The 16,592-nt window shown below is 46.9% G+C and carries 16 protein-coding genes; 9 read left to right on the top strand and 7 right to left on the bottom strand.

Annotated features, from left to right (window positions below; all coding sequences use genetic code 11):
- Nucleotides 1-317: 317 nt before the first annotated feature.
- From porB to AAG834_RS05160, 3 genes are all read right to left on the bottom strand, one after another.
- Nucleotides 318-1,391, bottom strand: coding sequence for a trimeric porin PorB (gene porB, locus AAG834_RS05170; RefSeq protein ID WP_070602345.1), 1,074 nt, complete (start codon nucleotides 1,389-1,391; stop codon nucleotides 318-320).
- A 706-nt stretch (nucleotides 1,392-2,097) separates the two neighbouring features.
- The gene (gene truA, locus AAG834_RS05165) at nucleotides 2,098-2,916 is read right to left on the bottom strand and encodes a tRNA pseudouridine(38-40) synthase TruA (RefSeq protein ID WP_070602344.1); all 819 of its coding nucleotides are present in this window, start codon (nucleotides 2,914-2,916) and stop codon (nucleotides 2,098-2,100) included.
- 83 nt (nucleotides 2,917-2,999) lie between these two features.
- Nucleotides 3,000-5,558, bottom strand: coding sequence for a FimV/HubP family polar landmark protein (locus tag AAG834_RS05160; protein ID WP_342031469.1), 2,559 nt, complete (start codon nucleotides 5,556-5,558; stop codon nucleotides 3,000-3,002).
- Nucleotides 5,559-5,906: 348 nt separating this feature from the next.
- Between AAG834_RS05160 and AAG834_RS05155 the strand changes: the two genes are divergently transcribed.
- From AAG834_RS05155 to AAG834_RS05135, 5 genes are read left to right on the top strand one after another with little or no spacing between them, the layout of a single operon-like run.
- Nucleotides 5,907-6,440: a septation protein A gene (locus AAG834_RS05155; RefSeq protein ID WP_342031468.1), complete on the top strand. Its 534-nt coding sequence runs from the start codon at nucleotides 5,907-5,909 to the stop codon at nucleotides 6,438-6,440.
- Complete coding sequence (locus AAG834_RS05150; RefSeq protein ID WP_049230581.1) at nucleotides 6,440-6,730, top strand: YciI family protein; 291 nt, start codon at nucleotides 6,440-6,442, stop codon at nucleotides 6,728-6,730. The genes AAG834_RS05155 and AAG834_RS05150 overlap by 1 nt, the downstream gene beginning before the upstream one ends.
- Nucleotides 6,730-6,999 (top strand): BolA family protein, encoded by a 270-nt coding sequence (locus AAG834_RS05145; RefSeq protein WP_342031467.1) that lies wholly within the window; start codon nucleotides 6,730-6,732, stop codon nucleotides 6,997-6,999. The genes AAG834_RS05150 and AAG834_RS05145 overlap by 1 nt, the downstream gene beginning before the upstream one ends.
- A gap of 33 nt (nucleotides 7,000-7,032) precedes the next feature.
- Entirely contained in the window at nucleotides 7,033-7,896 is an 864-nt protein-coding gene (locus AAG834_RS05140) for a peptidylprolyl isomerase (RefSeq protein WP_342031466.1), read from the top strand.
- Nucleotides 7,897-7,916: 20 nt separating this feature from the next.
- Nucleotides 7,917-8,675: a peptidylprolyl isomerase gene (locus AAG834_RS05135; RefSeq protein ID WP_342031465.1), complete on the top strand. Its 759-nt coding sequence runs from the start codon at nucleotides 7,917-7,919 to the stop codon at nucleotides 8,673-8,675.
- 130 nt (nucleotides 8,676-8,805) lie between these two features.
- Here AAG834_RS05135 and AAG834_RS05130 read toward each other — a convergent pair whose 3' ends face one another.
- Entirely contained in the window at nucleotides 8,806-9,963 is a 1,158-nt protein-coding gene (locus AAG834_RS05130) for an NnrS family protein (protein WP_342031464.1), read from the bottom strand.
- 111 nt (nucleotides 9,964-10,074) lie between these two features.
- Nucleotides 10,075-10,455: a hemerythrin domain-containing protein gene (locus AAG834_RS05125; RefSeq protein WP_009310946.1), complete on the bottom strand. Its 381-nt coding sequence runs from the start codon at nucleotides 10,453-10,455 to the stop codon at nucleotides 10,075-10,077.
- Between the two features lie 171 nt (nucleotides 10,456-10,626).
- Between AAG834_RS05125 and AAG834_RS05120 the strand changes: the two genes are divergently transcribed.
- The 4 genes from AAG834_RS05120 to AAG834_RS05105 all read left to right on the top strand — a co-directional run bounded on the left by AAG834_RS05120 (nucleotide 10,627) and on the right by AAG834_RS05105 (nucleotide 13,743).
- Complete coding sequence (locus tag AAG834_RS05120) at nucleotides 10,627-11,091, top strand: Rrf2 family transcriptional regulator (RefSeq protein WP_003759367.1); 465 nt, start codon at nucleotides 10,627-10,629, stop codon at nucleotides 11,089-11,091.
- A 520-nt stretch (nucleotides 11,092-11,611) separates the two neighbouring features.
- A complete protein-coding gene (locus AAG834_RS05115) occupies nucleotides 11,612-12,583 on the top strand; it encodes an energy transducer TonB (RefSeq protein WP_342031463.1) in 972 nt (323 codons plus the stop codon).
- A 59-nt stretch (nucleotides 12,584-12,642) separates the two neighbouring features.
- A complete protein-coding gene (locus AAG834_RS05110; RefSeq protein ID WP_003759374.1) occupies nucleotides 12,643-13,302 on the top strand; it encodes a MotA/TolQ/ExbB proton channel family protein in 660 nt (219 codons plus the stop codon).
- Nucleotides 13,303-13,305: 3 nt separating this feature from the next.
- Nucleotides 13,306-13,743: an ExbD/TolR family protein gene (locus AAG834_RS05105; protein WP_003759376.1), complete on the top strand. Its 438-nt coding sequence runs from the start codon at nucleotides 13,306-13,308 to the stop codon at nucleotides 13,741-13,743.
- Between the two features lie 692 nt (nucleotides 13,744-14,435).
- On the opposite strand, the gene AAG834_RS05100 is transcribed toward AAG834_RS05105, so the two are convergent.
- Both AAG834_RS05100 and AAG834_RS05095 read right to left on the bottom strand, forming a co-directional pair.
- Nucleotides 14,436-15,221 carry a cytochrome c1 gene (locus tag AAG834_RS05100; protein WP_210399678.1) on the bottom strand — a complete coding sequence of 262 codons (786 nt, stop codon included), beginning with the start codon at nucleotides 15,219-15,221 and terminating at the stop codon, nucleotides 14,436-14,438.
- A 14-nt stretch (nucleotides 15,222-15,235) separates the two neighbouring features.
- On the bottom strand, nucleotides 15,236-16,585 hold the full coding sequence (locus AAG834_RS05095; RefSeq protein ID WP_342031462.1) for a cytochrome b: 1,350 nt from the start codon (nucleotides 16,583-16,585) through the stop codon (nucleotides 15,236-15,238).
- Nucleotides 16,586-16,592 lie beyond the last annotated feature (7 nt).

The following is a 16,592-nucleotide window of genomic DNA, read 5'->3' as shown; positions in this document are numbered from 1 at the left end:
ACGAAGCCGCAGACAGTACAGATAGTACGGAACCGATTCACTTGGTGCTTCAGCACCTTAGAGAATCGTTCTCTTTGAGCTAAGGCGAGGCAACGCCGTACTGGTTTAAAGTTAATCCACTATACAATCTACGGCAATCTTCCATCGTTATAGTCTATGCAAGCAATAGCGGGGTAAATTCAAATCAAGACAAGGCTGCGAAGCCACAGACCGTACAGATAATACAAAACCGATACACATCCAACCAAACACACATCATTCAAAAAACAAAAGAGCCTGCATAAAGCAGGCTCTTTATTTAAACTAATCGTACTAGATTAGAATTTGTGACGCAGACCAACCAGACCAGCGGTAGATTGAGTTTTGTCGCCACCTTTGCCTTCTTTCAACCAGCCGGCAGAAACAAGAGCAGAAGTACGTTTAGAGAAGTCGTAGTCAGCACCAACAATCACTTGGTTGTATTGGCTGTTACCTTGTTTCACGCCGTTTTCTTTAGCTTTGAAGCCGTGAGCGTAAGACAGACGAGGCATTACGTTACCCATACGGTAGCCGCCAGTTACAGCAACTTCAGTACGTTCGTTTTTCTTAGCGTCAGCTACGTCAGCTTTAAAGCCTTCGTATTGACCGGCAACAGAAACCAGTACGTTGTTAGCATCGTAACCACCTACCAGACGGTGTACTTGGTAGTCTTTGTAAACGCCAGAACCCAAAGTGGTGTTGCTGTTGAACAGTTCCAGATGTTCTGTATCCAAAGATTTACGTTTTGCGAAAGTACCAGCGTAGCGACCAAAGAAACCGGAGTTTTCATAGTTCAGACCCAGGTCGAAAGAGTGACGGGTTTTCACGTCATGAACATGTTTGTCCTCAGGGTTAGCATTGTCGCGTGGTTGGTATTGAGCGCTTGCGCTGAAACCAGCAAATACTGGAGAGTCGTAACGTACAGATACTTTACGCTCGTCAACACGTTTCAGTTTACCGAATTGCAAAACTGATGCATTCGCGTCGCTAGATTCCCAAGGATCTACGCTGTCGCTGTTGTCTTTCAGAGCAGTGTTCAATTTACCAGCGCGAACTTTACCGAAGCCGCCTTCCAAACCGATGAAGGATTCACGAGTACCCCAACCTTTGTCAGTACCGGCAACAGAAGTATTTTGCTCTACTTGCCAGATAGCATTCAGGTTGTTGCTCAGGTGTTCGTGACCTTTGAAACCGATACGGGAACCAAAGTCAGCAATTTCAGTTGCAGTTTTGTTTTTGGTGCTTACGTGATTAACAGTTTCTTTAGTACGAGAAACTTCAACACCGGCTTTAACTTGACCGTACAGAGTCACGTCAGCCATAGCTGCAACAGGCAAAGCTGCCAAAGTCAGAGCAATCAGAGATTTTTTCATTGCTGTATTCCTTTTCTATCGTGAAGAAATAACTTAAGCAGACTCGGATAGAATCCGCTTAGGCTTTACATTATCGCTGGAATCAGCGATTCCATGACTCTCACTATAATTGTTCCTCTCTAAAAAAACAAACTTTATTCACTACCCCTACTGACCACCTGACCTCACAGCACCCGCATCACAACAAGGCATTCGCAATATTTTCCTTATAAATCATAATGTAATATCAACTTACCCGTTGTTTGCATTTTTACAACACAATTTCCTAAACGGTCGTTTTAGGCGATTGGCTGTTGTTTTTTAGCTAAATCAGCCGGATGAATGAATAAACGGGTGCAGGTGTGTACTTTCTTATAGCATGCAATTTATGTGGGATTAGCCGGTCATGAACATTAGGTATATTCCCTCCCTCAATGTAGAAACATAAATCCTGCCCTTTGAATTTGCGGTTTCGTCGGTGTAACACCGACATGACCTGTCCCGTAGTTTCCTCAAAAGAAAAGGTCGTCTGAAAATCTTTGTATTGATTTCAGACGACCTTTTGCCATTGGCACATACAATTCCCGCAAACCAAATTTCTGGAAAGGTTGATAGAAATATCTATTCGGGCAGACTGTGACCTTATTGATGCAGTGCGGGCATTACCCGCAACAGACTTTGGCAAAGAAAGATTCTCCATAAGCACGCACTTAGATTTCAAACGACCTCACAGCCATATTGGCATTTCGGGACGAATGATACCGAACTCGGACGGATAATCCACTCCGGTCAGATACAGCCCATCAGGCATAAAAGTCGGGGGGGCTTTTAATCGACTGCGCTCTTCGATTAAGTCCTGAAATCCGGAAACGCTAAGCCTGCCGCTACCAACATAAACCAATGCACCCATGATATTACGCACCATATGATGTAGAAAGGCATTGCCGTGCAGGTCTAATTTGAGGAATTGCGGCGTACCGCTGATTTTTGCGCTGTATAAGGTTTTAATGGGCGATTTTGCTTGGCATTCGGCAGCACGAAAGCTGGAGAAATCATGTTCGCCTTCTAATAATAGAGCTGCCTGTTGCATTTTTTCAGGATCGAGTTTGAGGTGCGTCCACCCTACTCTGCCTTGCAATATCGGGGAGCGGACGGGAGATGATTCCAAAAGGTAACGATATCTTCTACCGTATGCGTCAAAGCGGGCGTGAAAATGTGGGGCAACCTGCTGCGCGAACAATACAGCCACACCTTCAGGAAGATAAGCATTGACGCCCCGCACCCACGCCTGCTCGGGACGGACCACTGCGGTATCAAAATGGACGACTTGTGCAGTCGCGTGTACGCCTGTGTCGGTTCGTCCGGCAACAATAGTACGGATGGTTTCACCCGCAATCTGACTGAGTGCGCATTCCAAGGTCGTCTGAACAGTGGGTAAACCGTCGGCTTGTTTTTGCCAACCGTAAAATTGGCTGCCGTCATAAGACAGGGTTAATGCCCATCTTTGTATGGTTTTTATGGATAATGATTCGGTGTATGCAGTCATATGTCGTCTGAAAATAATAAAAGATGCCGTTTTCACGGCATCTTTTATTTTAGCATTGTTCAATTTCGATTTACTTGCCAATATTAGGCATTCAATTCGTTCATCAATGCTTGGGCTTTATTACGGATCTCACCGCTTGCGTCTTCCAGCAATTCAGTCAATGTCTCGCGGGCAGCATCGGGATCGCCGATTTCAACATACATTTTAGCTAGGTCATATTTAGCTTCCAGCGGAGCTGTCATACCGACGGACTCGGAGATGAAGCCTGAGTCAAAACCGGAATGTTCATTACTGTTGTCGGCAGTATCTTCAACACCCAGATTTTCCCATTCGATAGTTTCGTCAGCGCTGGCTTCTTGAGTGTTTTCAATACTGAAATCTTCACCATCTTGGAATGATAAAGGTTCGTCTTGTTTAATCTCAAACGGCTGAACATCGGCTTCAGGCTGTGGCTGCTCTGTTTTTTCAATAACGAAGTCCAGCGCTTCCTCAGAGCTATCTGCCTGTTTGTCTGCTGTTTCAACTTCAGCCAACACTTCTTCTTGTATGTCTGCGACTTCAACTTCAGACGACGTTTCTTCTTGTGCGCCTAATTCAGGGAAAGGCTCAATAGCTTTAGCCGCTTTTGGCTCTTCCGCGAAGAAATCCCAACCCTCTTCCGATTCTTCAGATTTGGCTTCTACTTCTTCTGCTTCTGCATCAATTGTTTCTGATTTAGGCTCTTCCACCTCTACTTCGAAAGGAATTGGCTCTTCTTCCGGTGCTTGTGGTTGAGCTTCTGACAGGTCGTCTGAAACAGATGGTGCTACAAAAGAGGAAACGTATGGGGCCTCTTCCTCATGAGCAACCTCTTTTTCTACTGCTTCTACTTCAGCAGCTCTGTCTTCCATTACAACAGCAACATGTTGATATGGATTTTCCGGCTCAGGCTCATATACGCTTTCGGTAGATTCGACAGTATCCCAATCGATATCACGGCGTTTTTCGGTTTCTTCGTCGATGGTTACGGCGCTAGACACGATGCTGGCTTGAGTATTGTCCAGTTCGTTCAGATCCAGATCGACGTTTTCTTGTGCAGTTTCGGCAACCGGAGTCGGCTCATTAAAGAATACTTCATCATCGAAATCATCTTCAATTTCCAAACCGTCTTCTTCAGGTTTAGGAGCTTCTACGACAGTTTTCGGAACTACTGCTTGTGGTTGTGGCTGCAGTTGTGGTGCAGCAGCGGCAGGAAATACATCGTCTTCGATACTGATATCGAGATCGTCTTCATCCTGTTCATCCTCATTTATTGCACCAACAACAGACGTAGGCGCGACAGCGGATTTCTTACGTTTGCCCAACAAGAACAACAGCAGGAACAAACCTGCAAAAGCTGCGCCACCAATCAACAACCAGCGCCATAAACCGCTGTCTTCTGAAACTGCTTCCTCTTGTTGTTGTTTTTCTGTGGCAACTGCCGAGGCAATACGCGCTTCTACGTCAGCTTGTGCCTGAGAAATTTCTTGAGGTTCCGCGTTTACTGCTGCAGACGATGCATCTGGTTCAGGCAGAACTTTCACTTGCTCTGCAGATGCTGCGCCTGTTTCAGCTTTATTTTGTTCCGGAGCGCTCGCCGCCGTTACCGCGGGTTTGTTTTCGGGCTTGGCTTCTTGTGTCAGCTCAGCTTTTTTATCCTCTTTTTTATTTTCTACTTTGGTGTTTTCTACCGGGGTCTCTTTAGGTGCTGCTGTAGGAACTGTTGTGTTACCCGCTTTTTCAGACGAGCCTTGAGTTTGAGGCTTATTGCTTTCCTGAACCGGAGGTTTGACTTGGGCAGGTTTGGACGCCGTCGATTTCATATCGCTATGCATCGGGATGTACAAGACTTTACCTGCAAGCATACGGTCTGCATCTTTACCGATGAAAACACCGGGGTTCGCCTTAACCAATGCCTGTATGGTTTGTTCGACAGTCATACCTTGCGGGCGGATTTTGGTGGCAATTTCAGTCAGAGTCTCACCCTGACGAACCAGATGCTGCTTGCCATAACGAATCTCAGTGCCATTAGCACGGGCAGCAGGTTGTTGCTGTTGTCTTGATGGCTGAGCCTGCGCTGCTTTATTGGTATTGTTTTTATCTTTTTTTGTATCCTCCTTGCGACCGGCTTCGCTTTGATTTCCGTTTTGTATCGCACGATTGATGCGGTCGCGCGCGGCTTGGCGATCAAATTGAGAATGGTATGAATTGTTGTCAGCCGAAGAATTGGAATTAGATGCAGATTCACTGCGTGCGCGGCTTGAACCATCCGTTTTGCCGGAATAGCCCGCAGGATCAATGATGGCTGTGTATTCGCGTGATTGCGAACCTGCGCCGACTTGGAAAATCAACACAGGATCTTTAATCGCTTTGTTTGAGCGGATGGTCACGACTGCTTTGTCGCCTGACTTATGAACACTGGTACGCAAATTGCTATTGGAAACAGTTGCTTTTCCGCCTTTCAACAGCGCTTGAGCCTCGTCACCGGTTACGGTGATACTGCCTGAAAACGGCTCGCCCAGGTGGGATTGGACGTTCAACCCGCCAAGCCCGGCACTCGCACCAAACGACACTGCCAAGGCCACAGATGCCGCGATTAATTTGATTTTATGATGGTTTTTCAAAACTTGTCCCCTGTGTAAAATGACAACCCTGCTAGAACTGCTACATGCTTAACCGTATATTACGATATATTACGTTATGATATCTTCTAAAGTCGCAGTCTGCCAAGTAATCCGATGAATTAAGTGATGAAACAAACGAGAAATTAACAGGTTTGTAATTTCTGTGTTTCTTTTTTACAAATCTTACTGATAACATAGTTTATCATCCCAACAGCATTTTTTAAACCCCTTTTTTAGATTATCGCCCGCCTGCATCGGCAATTTCAGTTCAAGGTGGTGCAAAAAGGTAAGGCTGCCTGTATGATTAGCGTTTGACCGATTGGTTTCATCTTTTTTGTTTGTTTGATTATGAAAGTTTTAAGCGATTTATTAGCAGTCATTTTGTTTTTCCTGACTTACACGATAACGAAAAACATGATTACTGCCACTGCAGTTGCCGTCGTATTCGGCATTTTGCAGGCTGGTTTTACTTACTGGAAATACAAAAAACTCGATACGATGCAATGGGTCGGCCTGATCCTGATTGTCGTATTCGGCGGCGCAACCATTCTACTCCGTGATGACCGTTTTATCATGTGGAAACCGACCGTTTTGTTCTGGATTGGCGCATTGGTTTTACTGATCAGCCATTTAAGTGGAAAAAACGGACTAAAAGCGACTATGGGTAAAGAGTTGGAGCTGCCTGAACATGTTTGGAGCAAACTGACTTATGCCTGGGTCGCATTCATGATATTTTTAGGTATTGCCAACTGGTTTGTGTTTACCCACTTCAAAGAACAATGGGTAAATTACAAAATGTTTGGCTCTACCGGCTTTTTGTTTGTTTTCTTTATCGCTCAATTTTCCTATTTGAGCCGGTATTTACCCAAGAAGGATAGTTGATGGAATATTACATGCTACTGGCTACTGATGCCGACGATGTTCACGAAGCGCGCATGGCGGCACGCCCTGCTCATCTGCAACGCTTGGAAGCTTTGAAGGCTGAAGGACGTCTTCTGACTGCCGGCCCCAACCCTCTTCCCGACAATCCGGAGCGCGTGTCCGGCAGTCTGATTGTGGCTCAATTTGAATCTTTGGATGCTGCTCAAGAATGGGCGGAAAAAGACCCTTACGTCGATGCGGGCGTCTATGAAGAGGTATTGATCAAACCGTTCAAAGCCGTATTCAAATAATGGATATGCGTGAAGCTATTGAAGGTCGTCTGAAAACGCTGAATCCTGTTTTTTTTGACTTTCAGGATGACAGCCATCTGCATGTGGGCCACTCGGGAAACAAAGGAGGCGGGCATTATACGGTCGTAGTCGTCAGCGAAGCTTTCGGCGGCGTCAGCCGTCTTAACCGCCAACGCACCATTAAAACCTTACTTCACGATCTGTTTTCCGAAGGGCTGATTCACGCATTGAGCATCAAAGCGGCCACTCCGGACGAATACTTCCACTAATTACAGACATACTGAACATAACAAGAGAAAATCATGAAGAAAAAACATCTCATCTCTATGCTGATGACTGCTCTGGTTTCCGGCAGCCTTTCTGCCCAAACCTTAGTTACAGTTAATGGACAAACCATCGACAGCAGCGTCATTGATGCCCAAGTTGCCGCGCTGCGTGCAGCAAACAACAAAATTCCCGACTCTCCCGAGCTGCGCAGAGAACTGACTGAGCGCCAAGTCATCAATACCGTCGTATCACAAGAAGCCAAACGCCTGAAACTCGACCAAAGCGCCGAATTCAAACAAGCTTTGGAACATGCCCGTACGGATGCCAAAAAACAAGGTGCCGATAAAAAAGCACATTTCAAAACCGAATGGGCGGCATTTGAAAGCGATTTACTTGGACAAGCTTATGCGATTCACGTCCTCCGTCAAAATCCTGTCCAAGAAAAAGACGTCAAAACCGCTTACGATAATTTCAGCAACTTCTACAAAGGCACTCAAGAAGTACAACTGGGCGAAATTATTACCCGCACCCAAGCGGATGCCCAAAAAGCCATTTCTGATTTAAATGCCAAGAAAAGCTTTGCCTCCGTCCTGAAGCAATATTCAATAGATGAACGCGCCAAACAAGCGGGCGGCATCCAGCAAGGTTATGTTCCCTTAAAAGATTTGCAGGAGGCTGTTCCCCCGCTCTATGCCGCAGTTAAAGATTTGAAAAAAGGCGCGCACACTACAACGCCTCTGCAAGACAGCGACGTATATGCCGTCTTCTATGTCAACGACCGTCGGGATGTAAAGCTTCCGTCTTATGACGAATCCAAAAGCAGTATAGCCCAAGACCTGCAAGCCTCCCGCGTCGATGAAGCACTACAATCTCTGTTGCAAAAAGCCACAATTAAATAACTGTTCACGGAGTTTTTATAATGAAACACCAAACTGCCGCCGCAGTCATCATGGCGACGGCTGTTGCCGGATTCGCCGTCGCCAAAGCGCCTGATATTGACCCAGCGCGTATAGACGGCGAAGTTGCCCGCATTCTCAAGCAAGCCGAACAGCATCCTGACTCAAAACAGCAGCCTGATGGCAAAGTGGTCCGCCAAGAAGTCGTCAAACACTTGCAAAGCATAGAAATTCTCAAAAATGCCGCACTCAAAGCCGGATTGGATAAAGACCCCGAGGTCCGTAACCAATTCCTCACTATGGAAGCGGAATTTTACGCGGCGCAATATGCCGACTATCTGAAGCGCACTGCCGAAATCAGCAATGCTGAATTATTGAAGTTTTACGATCAGCAAACCCGTATGATCAAGATTCAGCAGGTTAGCTTCGACACGCCCGAAGAAGCACGAGCAGCACAAGAATTGCTCTTGAAAGGCTTATCATTTGAAGAATTGACGAAACGATATCCGAATCAGCAACCTGCATTTGAAGATTTCGTCATGGCAAGGCAGCTGCGCCAACCGCTTGCAGGCATCTTGGGTCCAATGAATCGGGGAGAGGTAACTCGCAATCCTGTTGAAATTGAAAACAAGTTCTTCCTGTTTAAAATCAGCGAAGTACAAAAAGATCCTCAAGCACCGCCATTTGATCTGATTCGCGATCAACTCACCCAGCTGCTGAAAGAAGATAAAGCCCAACAGCAAATTCACCAGCTATTGCGTGAAAACGGTATCGAGCAATAACACGCACTGAAACGATACGGACTTCGGTAAAACCACACCGTACCGGTTTAAAGCGGATTCCCATATAAAAAGGTCGTCTGAAACCTTAAAACAAGTTTCAGACGACCTTTCGTTTACTATCTTGGTTTAATTAACCCGGTTTGCCATCCGCACGCGGACGGATGAGCCAAGGGATGTATTTCCATGCGTAAAGCAGCAAGGACAGGGCAAACAAGACTGCGGAAGTGCGGATGCTGTGGGTATAACCGGTGCCGCTGACGAAGGTTGCAATGACGCGGATGACAGTGGCGGCTATCATCAGCCAAAAGGCGACGGGTACGGATTTAGGCGGCGGATAGATGGAGTTGCCGGTATGTCCGAGCGCAGTGCGCGCCATCATGCCTAATGTCAGGACGCCGATACCGCCGACGCCGATGAGATGTACGCCAAGATTAAGGAAAGAGCTGTGGAAGTAGGAAGCACCGATGGCAATCAATCCCAAACCTGTGAACAAATAGCCTGCGAACAAAATCCACAGCATCGGTTCTTTCAGAACGGCTTTATACCACCAGCGGTAAACCTGTACGGTAAAAATCACGCCCGCTGCAAAGGCAAAAGCAGATGAAAGCCAAGGCAGGGCATGGTGCGCCATCAGCATGGCAGTCAGCATGGGCAACCAGAGGGACGCGTGAGCGACCCACATAGGGCTGGGGATTTGCGGAACATTCAGGCGTTTGGAGGTAAAGAAGGAAATAATCCGCATACCGATAAGGCCAATAAAGCCTGAGACCATAATCAGACCGGACTGCAGCCCGCTGAGCAGTGCAGATGCGTTTCCGGCATGCAGTTGGAAGTGGAATGCGGCATGCGTGCAACCCAGGACGACGATGGCGAATACGGCGACGTAATTGCGTTTGTTTTTGGAACGGATGACAGGCAATGCCATGCAAACTGCGCCGTACCAAAAAAACAGCGTACCGAGTATGCCGCTGGCGGTTGCACCCCAGCCCGGAATGAAAACGGCAATCCTTGCCGCCAACCAAAAAGCGGTCAATCCTGCCAAAACGCCGCCGCGCGTGGGCGGCTGCCCCGTCCAAGTGGCAACGGCAGTCAACAGAAAGGCAATGACGACGAGTCCGGCATAGCCCCAGATCATCTCATGGGCGTGCCAATAAAAATTGGACAACTCGGGCGTACCCGTATAGCCGAAGCCCCAAAGCAGGATGGAGAGTGCGCCGTATAGTGCCGCCAGCGAGTAAAACGGGCGGAATGCCATTGCCCAAACAGGGTGTTTGAAAAAGGCGGTCATGGTAGTTCCTTGGTTTGTTTTTTGAATGGTTTGTTTTAGGTTTGAATAGACAGGAGGGTCGTCTGAAAACACTAAAATCGTGCTTTTGGACTTTTCAGACGACCTTTTTTATCAGATTCCTTCGGGTTCCGGTAAAAACGGCTCGACTACGGGAAACAGTTCGCGTTCTTCAAAACGGGCATGGTCGCGTAGGGTAACGGCAAAGTCCTTATTCCATGCTTCGTTAAGATATTCAGGATTTGCCATCATACTGCGCAGTTTGGCGTGTTCGGCTTCGAAACGTTCGCGCATCGCAACGGGAATATTCTGCCAATGCGGGGCGAACATGGTTTCTTCTTCGACAAAATGCGGTTCCAATTCAAGGAAATGGGCTTCAAGCTCTGTTTGATGGCTTTCAGCGGGCGCACGCAGGAGGCGGACGCAGAGTGAAAGAGCGTGATGGTGTTCGCGGGAAAGTTCGATAAGTGCTGGGTGGCGTTTTAACGGCTTCATAATATTTGATTATAATGATAATAAATTATCAAACTACACTGGATTAATTTAAATGTTTCAGATATTATGAAACTTAATCATATATAAAGTCAAACACATAACGGCGACAATTTCCCACTGGAAACACTGCCGCCGCCCTAAAAAAATAATATATTCTGAACAGAGAAAACCATGTATCTGACGCAACATACGGATTATGGTCTGCGGGTATTGATTTATGCGGCCATAAACGACGATTCGTTAGTCAATATCGGAACCATTGCCGAAGCCTATAACATTTCCAAAAGTCATTTGATGAAAGTCGTTACCGCGCTTGTCAAAGGCGGATTCCTGACCAGCATAAGAGGGAAAGGGGGCGGACTGCGTCTTGCCGACACACCTGATAAAATCAATGTCGGAGCGGTCGTTCGCCATCTTGAACCCATGCAGGTTGTCGAATGCATGGGAGAGAACAACGAATGCCTGATTACGCCGTCTTGCCGCCTGACCGGCATTTTGGGCGGAGCGATTAAGGCTTTCTTTGCGCATTTGGACGGGTTTACTTTGCAGGATCTACTCAATAAACCGACCTACGATTTACTATATGAACCCAAAATCGAAATCGTTGTCGAAAAAACAGACGATAAATCAGCATAAGCTACCTACCCTGCCGATATGTTTTAAGAGACTTAACTGAAAACCCGCACAATCCCAAAATAGGAAACATCTGATCATTCTTACAACCACAACATTTCACAAGCATCAAATTTTCTATTTTCAGACGACCTTTTTGGGAAAGTGTACGGGTTCATCCCGCTATTCAAGCCACACCAACTACCGACCTGCAATAGCGGGAATCAATCTAAGAACACAAACCAATCAATAAAATAATATTTTTGCAGCTTTTTCTCCTCTAAGGCACGCCATCGCCATCGTTTTATCCAAACCACTTTTATTGTAAATTTGTGAACTTTTCCAGATGAACAACTACTAATGCAGTTGACTGAGGCGTCGCTTCCTCTTTTTCTTTTGTTTTATTGTGATAATGAATAGCAATATCAAAACATTGCATTGTACATATTAATATTTTAGATTATTTCAGAATAAATATTAACTCAAAAAACAGATGTAAAAATAGGTTGCAAACAAAAATTGTTGCTATTATCATGCGTCGATTATGAATAAAGACCGAATTTTAATCCCAGTAGCCGTCATTACCGTATCATTGCTTCACGCGGGTTTGATTGCGCTTTTGTGGGAAACATACAAACCGCTTATACCGGAAATGGCAAATATTGAGTTTGTCGATTTGGCGGATTTGGGTGGTGGCGACGGAGGTGGAGACGGCACCCCCGAAGGCGAAGGTGCGCCTGCCGCTCCGGAAAAAACGCCCGAACCGCAAAAGCCCAAGCCTCAACCGAAACCCAAACCGGTCGAACAACCCAAACCACAGTTCAAGCCGGTAATAACAAAAAAAGCGGATGCCGATATTCAGCAACCGAAAGAGAAGCCCAAGCCGGTTGAGAAACCAAAACCTGAGCCTAAACCCGAACCCAAACCGGAACCTAAGCCAGAGCCCAAACCAGAGCCACGCCCAGAGCCTAAACCCCAACCCAAAGCAGAACCTAAACCTGCACCTAAAGCCTCAGACTATACCAGCAGCAAAACTGGTCCGAATACTGCGGAAAACGGTAAAGGCAACGGACAAGGTAAAGCTCCTCATGGCGACAGCAAAGGAAACGGCGGAGGCAACAAAGGTCCTGGTAACGGACAAGGTGAAGGCAGCGGCCCCGGCAGTGGTGGCAACAAAGGCGAACATGGTTCAGGTAGTGGCAGTGGAGGAGGTTCCGGCGGTGGAAATGGCCCTGGAGCCGGACCGGGTAGTAGTAGAGCCAATCCCGTTAAAGGCGGCACTTGCCATATTCCTAAACCGCCATATCCGCCTATAGCGGCAGAAAACGGAGATACAGGTACAGTTATGCTGAGTGTCTTGGTTGGCCCAGGAGGAAAAGTTGCTGAAGTTAAAATTTTAAAACGCAGTGGCTCCAATGCTCTTGACCAAGCTGCCCGTAAAGCAGTTAAAAATGGTGCTTGCAATGCCTCTGTCTGGACTGAATTCCGAGTCCCGGTCTCTTTTACTCTTGAGTAATCGAGCGCAACACCTTTATCGACAAAAGTTTTAATTTACTTGGAAAATTTGGAAAAATTATGGATTTAAAAACAATATTCGAATCAGGCGATTTTGTTCTGATCAGTGTATTCGTGTTGATGTTAGTAATGAGTATCGTGACCTGGTGTCTGATTATCCTGCGCTCCATCAAACTGAAAAAAGCCAAAACCGCCAACGCACTCGTTAAAACGCAAATGCTTAATGCCTTTACGCTTACCGAAGCCGTGCAAAAAGTGAAAGATATTGATGCGCCCATGAGCCGCGTAGCGGACGAATCCCTGCGTGCCTACCAAAGCTATCGTCAAAGCAACGCGAAAACACTGACTACCGAGCTGCCTTTGAACGAATACCTCGTCATTCAAATCCGAAACAGCATGGAACAAAACATGCGCCAGTTTGATTACGGCATGACTGCTTTGGCATCCATCGGTTCAACTGCCCCGTTTATCGGCTTGTTCGGTACGGTCTGGGGGATTTACCACGCCTTGATCAATATCGGTCAAAGCGGTCAAATGAGTATTGCCGCAGTAGCCGGCCCGATTGGTGAAGCCTTGGTATCAACCGCCATCGGTTTGTTTGTCGCCATCCCTGCTGTCTTGGCGTATAACTTCCTCAACCGCGGCAAGAAAACCCTCTCTCAAGATATGGACGCTTTCGCACACGATTTACACGTCCGCCTGTTGAATCAAAAGGACTAAATTATGGCATTCGGCTCTATGAATTCCGGCGATGATGCACCGATGTCAGACATCAACGTCACGCCTTTGGTCGACGTGATGCTGGTACTGTTGATCGTTTTCATGATCACCATGCCCGTACTGACCCACTCGATTCCTTTGGAACTGCCGTCCGCTTCAGAAAATGCAGCGAAGCAGAAGGAAAAGCAGCCTAAAGACCCTCTACGCCTGACCATAGATGTTAATGGCAACTATTACATCGATGGTGATTCTGCAACCAAAGCGGATATTAATACGGTTACTTCCCGACTGAAAACTGAAAAGCAGAAAAACGCCAATACCATCGTTGCCATTTCAGCAGACAAGGCCGTTGAATACGAATATGTCAACAAAGCCCTCGAAGCTGCCCGCGAAGCAGGTATTACCAAAATCGGCTTTGTGACCGAAACTAAAGCACAATAATACCGGCAGTAAAAAGGTCGTCTGAAAAGCATTCCTACTTTTCAGACGACCTTTTACATACAAATCAGACACAGCCTAAATACATCCAATACACTCATTTTCAGTAATTCCTCTTTTCTTCATAGTGCAGATGAACCGCATTTTTTATAAATTCGACTTCCTAGACACTCAAATCTGCCCTAACCTTCCTGATTGGAGAATAGTTAGACACAAAGCCGGAGACTCTCCATTCGCTCAAGGATAAGGGGTCGTCTGAAACCTTCACTCTTTTCTGTATAAATACCCTTAGCCGCTACAATATAAGGATTCGGGAAGGTTGTTTTTAACACCCCTATTCCCCGATTTCCCTTAATAACAAAACCACCATGCCGGATTAGCATCCACCCAATAAAGCGATGAAACCATCTTTATCTTCAATCAAACGAGCACAGAACACACTCTCTACAAAACACTTTCCATTTCAAAAAAGGTCGTCTGAAACCAGATGTGTAACATAGTGGATTAACTTTAAATCAGGACAAGGGGACGAAGCCGCAGACAGTACAGATAGTACGGAACCGATTCACTTGGTGCTTCAGCACCTTAGAGAATCGTTCTCTTTGAGCTAAGGCGAGGCAACGCCGTACTGGTTTAAAGTTAATCCACTATAAAAAAGGCAAACCCGATTAGGTTTGCCCTTTTTATTACAAGACTTAATGAACGTCTTTCCAATATTCTTTTTTCAGGAAGTATGCCAGAGGCAGCATTACTGCAAACAAGAACATCAACACGATATAGCCTGTACGTTTGCGCTGGAGTTGCGCCGGTTCACCCATGTAAACCAAATAGTTCACCAAATCGCGTACATAAGCATCGTACTCTGTTTGGACGACTTTGCCGTTTGGCAAACGACGGCTGTGCGCGCCGGTAGATTCCCAATAGAGCTTGGGTTTCAATTCGCCATGTTCGTCTTTCACCATGACCGGCTGACCTTTGGCATCCAGCTCAACTGCTTGAACGCCTTGTTGCTCCCACAAGGGGTGAGGCATGCCGACTTTGTCGAATACGACGTTGTTCCAGCCGCTAGGACGGGTCGGGTCTTTATAGAAGCCGCGCATATAGGCATACAGATAATCCGCGCCTTTAGAACGGGCAATCAGTGTCAGGTCCGGAGGAGCCGCACCAAACCATTTGGCAGCATCTTTAGGATTCATCGCCGCCAACATGACATCACCGACGTTGTCTGTCGTAAACATCAGGTTTTTCTTGATTTCTTCGTCAGTCAAACCGATGTCTTTCAGACGGTTGAAGCGCATACCGCTTGCCGAGTGGCAGGATAAGCAGTAGTTGGTAAAAATTTGAGCACCGCGCTGCAAGCTGACTTGGTCGCGCAGGTCAATCTCGACTTTTTCATAGTGTCCGCCACCGCTGGCGACGGCGGCACTCATAGGCACTGCCAATAACAAGGCAGCAAACCAGTTTTTCAGGGTATGTTTCATTTTCGCTGCCCTCATCAGATATTGGTTGCAAACAGGTAAGCACCCACTGCGGTAATACCGACATAAACAAAGAACATGATTTTTTGTTTAGTGGTGCTCATGGTTACGCGTTCCGGAACCGGTTTGTTTGTATCCAGTTTGGTATAGAACGGCATACCCAGGAAGAATGCAAAATAGACGAAGGACAGGATACGCGCAACCAAAGTACGGGTCTCGGTTGCTACCATCGCACCCAAAATACCCAAACCGATAAAGGCAATGATGAACAGAACCAACGCAGTTTTGAAGATTGGGCCGCGATAGCGGACGGATTTCACTTCACCTTTATCCAACCAAGGCAACAGGGCAATCAGGACAACTGCTGCCCCCATACCGATTACCCCCCAAACCTGAGTACCGAGGAATGAAGGAATCGCACGCAAAATAGCGTAGAACGGGGTAAAGTACCATACCGGTGCAATGTGCGGCGGTGTTTTCAGCGCGTTTGCCGCGTCAAAGTTCGGGGCTTCAAGGAAGTAGCCGCCGCCTTCGGGTGCGAAGAACAATACGGAGCAGAAAACAATCAGGAATACGACAACGCCCAAGATGTCTTTGACGGTGTAGTACGGATGGAAAGGAATGCCGTCGAGCGGAACGCCGTTTTCATCTTTGAGTTTCTTGATTTCCACGCCGTCAGGGTTGTTCGAACCCACTTCGTGCAAGGCGATGATGTGTGCCACGACTAAACCGAGCAACACCAGCGGTACGGCAATAACGTGCAGTGCGAAGAAGCGGTTCAGGGTAACGTCGGAAACGTTGAAGTCGCCGCGAATCCAAGTGGATAAATCAGGACCGATAACAGGGATGGCGGAGAACAGGTTAATAATCACCTGCGCGCCCCAGAAGGACATTTGACCCCAAGGCAGCAGGTAGCCCATAAAGGCTTCGGCCATCAATGCTAGGAAAATCAGGGAACCGAAAATCCACACCAATTCGCGCGGTTTTTTGTACGAACCGTAAATCAAGCCGCGGAACATATGCAGGTATACGACGATGAAGAAGAAAGATGCGCCGGTAGAGTGCATGTAGCGGATAATCCAGCCGCCGGACACGTCGCGCATGATGTACTCTACTGCGGTAAAGGCAGCAGGCAGGTGATAGGCATTCAGGTTGCCGTCCGGTTTGTAGTTCATGGTCAGGAAGATACCGCTGACGATTTGAATTACGAGGACGAGCAGAGCCAAAGAACCGAAGTAGTACCAGAAGTTGAAGTTCTTCGGCGCGTAGTATTGAGCCAAATGCTCATTCCACATTTTAGACAGAGGGAAACGAGCGTCCGTCCAGTCTAACAATGCTTTTGCTTTGTTATTGGTTTGGTTTGCCATAATTATC

Origin of the sequence: Neisseria sp. Marseille-Q2251 (assembly GCF_940793045.1) — a bacterium.
Taxonomy (GTDB): domain Bacteria; phylum Pseudomonadota; class Gammaproteobacteria; order Burkholderiales; family Neisseriaceae; genus Neisseria.
This window is presented reverse-complemented; position numbering and strand designations above follow the sequence as displayed.

Coding starts and splice junctions, on each gene's coding strand:
- truA (WP_070602344.1), bottom strand. CDS start 2,916: ATGACTGCATACACCGAATCATTATCCATAAAAACCATACAAAGATGG.
- AAG834_RS05115 (WP_342031463.1), top strand. CDS start 11,612: ATGAATAAAGACCGAATTTTAATCCCAGTAGCCGTCATTACCGTATCA.
- AAG834_RS05125 (WP_009310946.1), bottom strand. CDS start 10,455: ATGAAGCCGTTAAAACGCCACCCAGCACTTATCGAACTTTCCCGCGAA.
- AAG834_RS05130 (WP_342031464.1), bottom strand. CDS start 9,963: ATGACCGCCTTTTTCAAACACCCTGTTTGGGCAATGGCATTCCGCCCG.
- porB (WP_070602345.1), bottom strand. CDS start 1,391: ATGAAAAAATCTCTGATTGCTCTGACTTTGGCAGCTTTGCCTGTTGCA.
- AAG834_RS05100 (WP_210399678.1), bottom strand. CDS start 15,221: ATGAAACATACCCTGAAAAACTGGTTTGCTGCCTTGTTATTGGCAGTG.
- AAG834_RS05120 (WP_003759367.1), top strand. CDS start 10,627: ATGTATCTGACGCAACATACGGATTATGGTCTGCGGGTATTGATTTAT.
- AAG834_RS05145 (WP_342031467.1), top strand. CDS start 6,730: ATGGATATGCGTGAAGCTATTGAAGGTCGTCTGAAAACGCTGAATCCT.
- AAG834_RS05110 (WP_003759374.1), top strand. CDS start 12,643: ATGGATTTAAAAACAATATTCGAATCAGGCGATTTTGTTCTGATCAGT.
- AAG834_RS05095 (WP_342031462.1), bottom strand. CDS start 16,585: ATGGCAAACCAAACCAATAACAAAGCAAAAGCATTGTTAGACTGGACG.
- AAG834_RS05150 (WP_049230581.1), top strand. CDS start 6,440: ATGGAATATTACATGCTACTGGCTACTGATGCCGACGATGTTCACGAA.
- AAG834_RS05105 (WP_003759376.1), top strand. CDS start 13,306: ATGGCATTCGGCTCTATGAATTCCGGCGATGATGCACCGATGTCAGAC.
- AAG834_RS05135 (WP_342031465.1), top strand. CDS start 7,917: ATGAAACACCAAACTGCCGCCGCAGTCATCATGGCGACGGCTGTTGCC.
- AAG834_RS05140 (WP_342031466.1), top strand. CDS start 7,033: ATGAAGAAAAAACATCTCATCTCTATGCTGATGACTGCTCTGGTTTCC.
- AAG834_RS05155 (WP_342031468.1), top strand. CDS start 5,907: ATGAAAGTTTTAAGCGATTTATTAGCAGTCATTTTGTTTTTCCTGACT.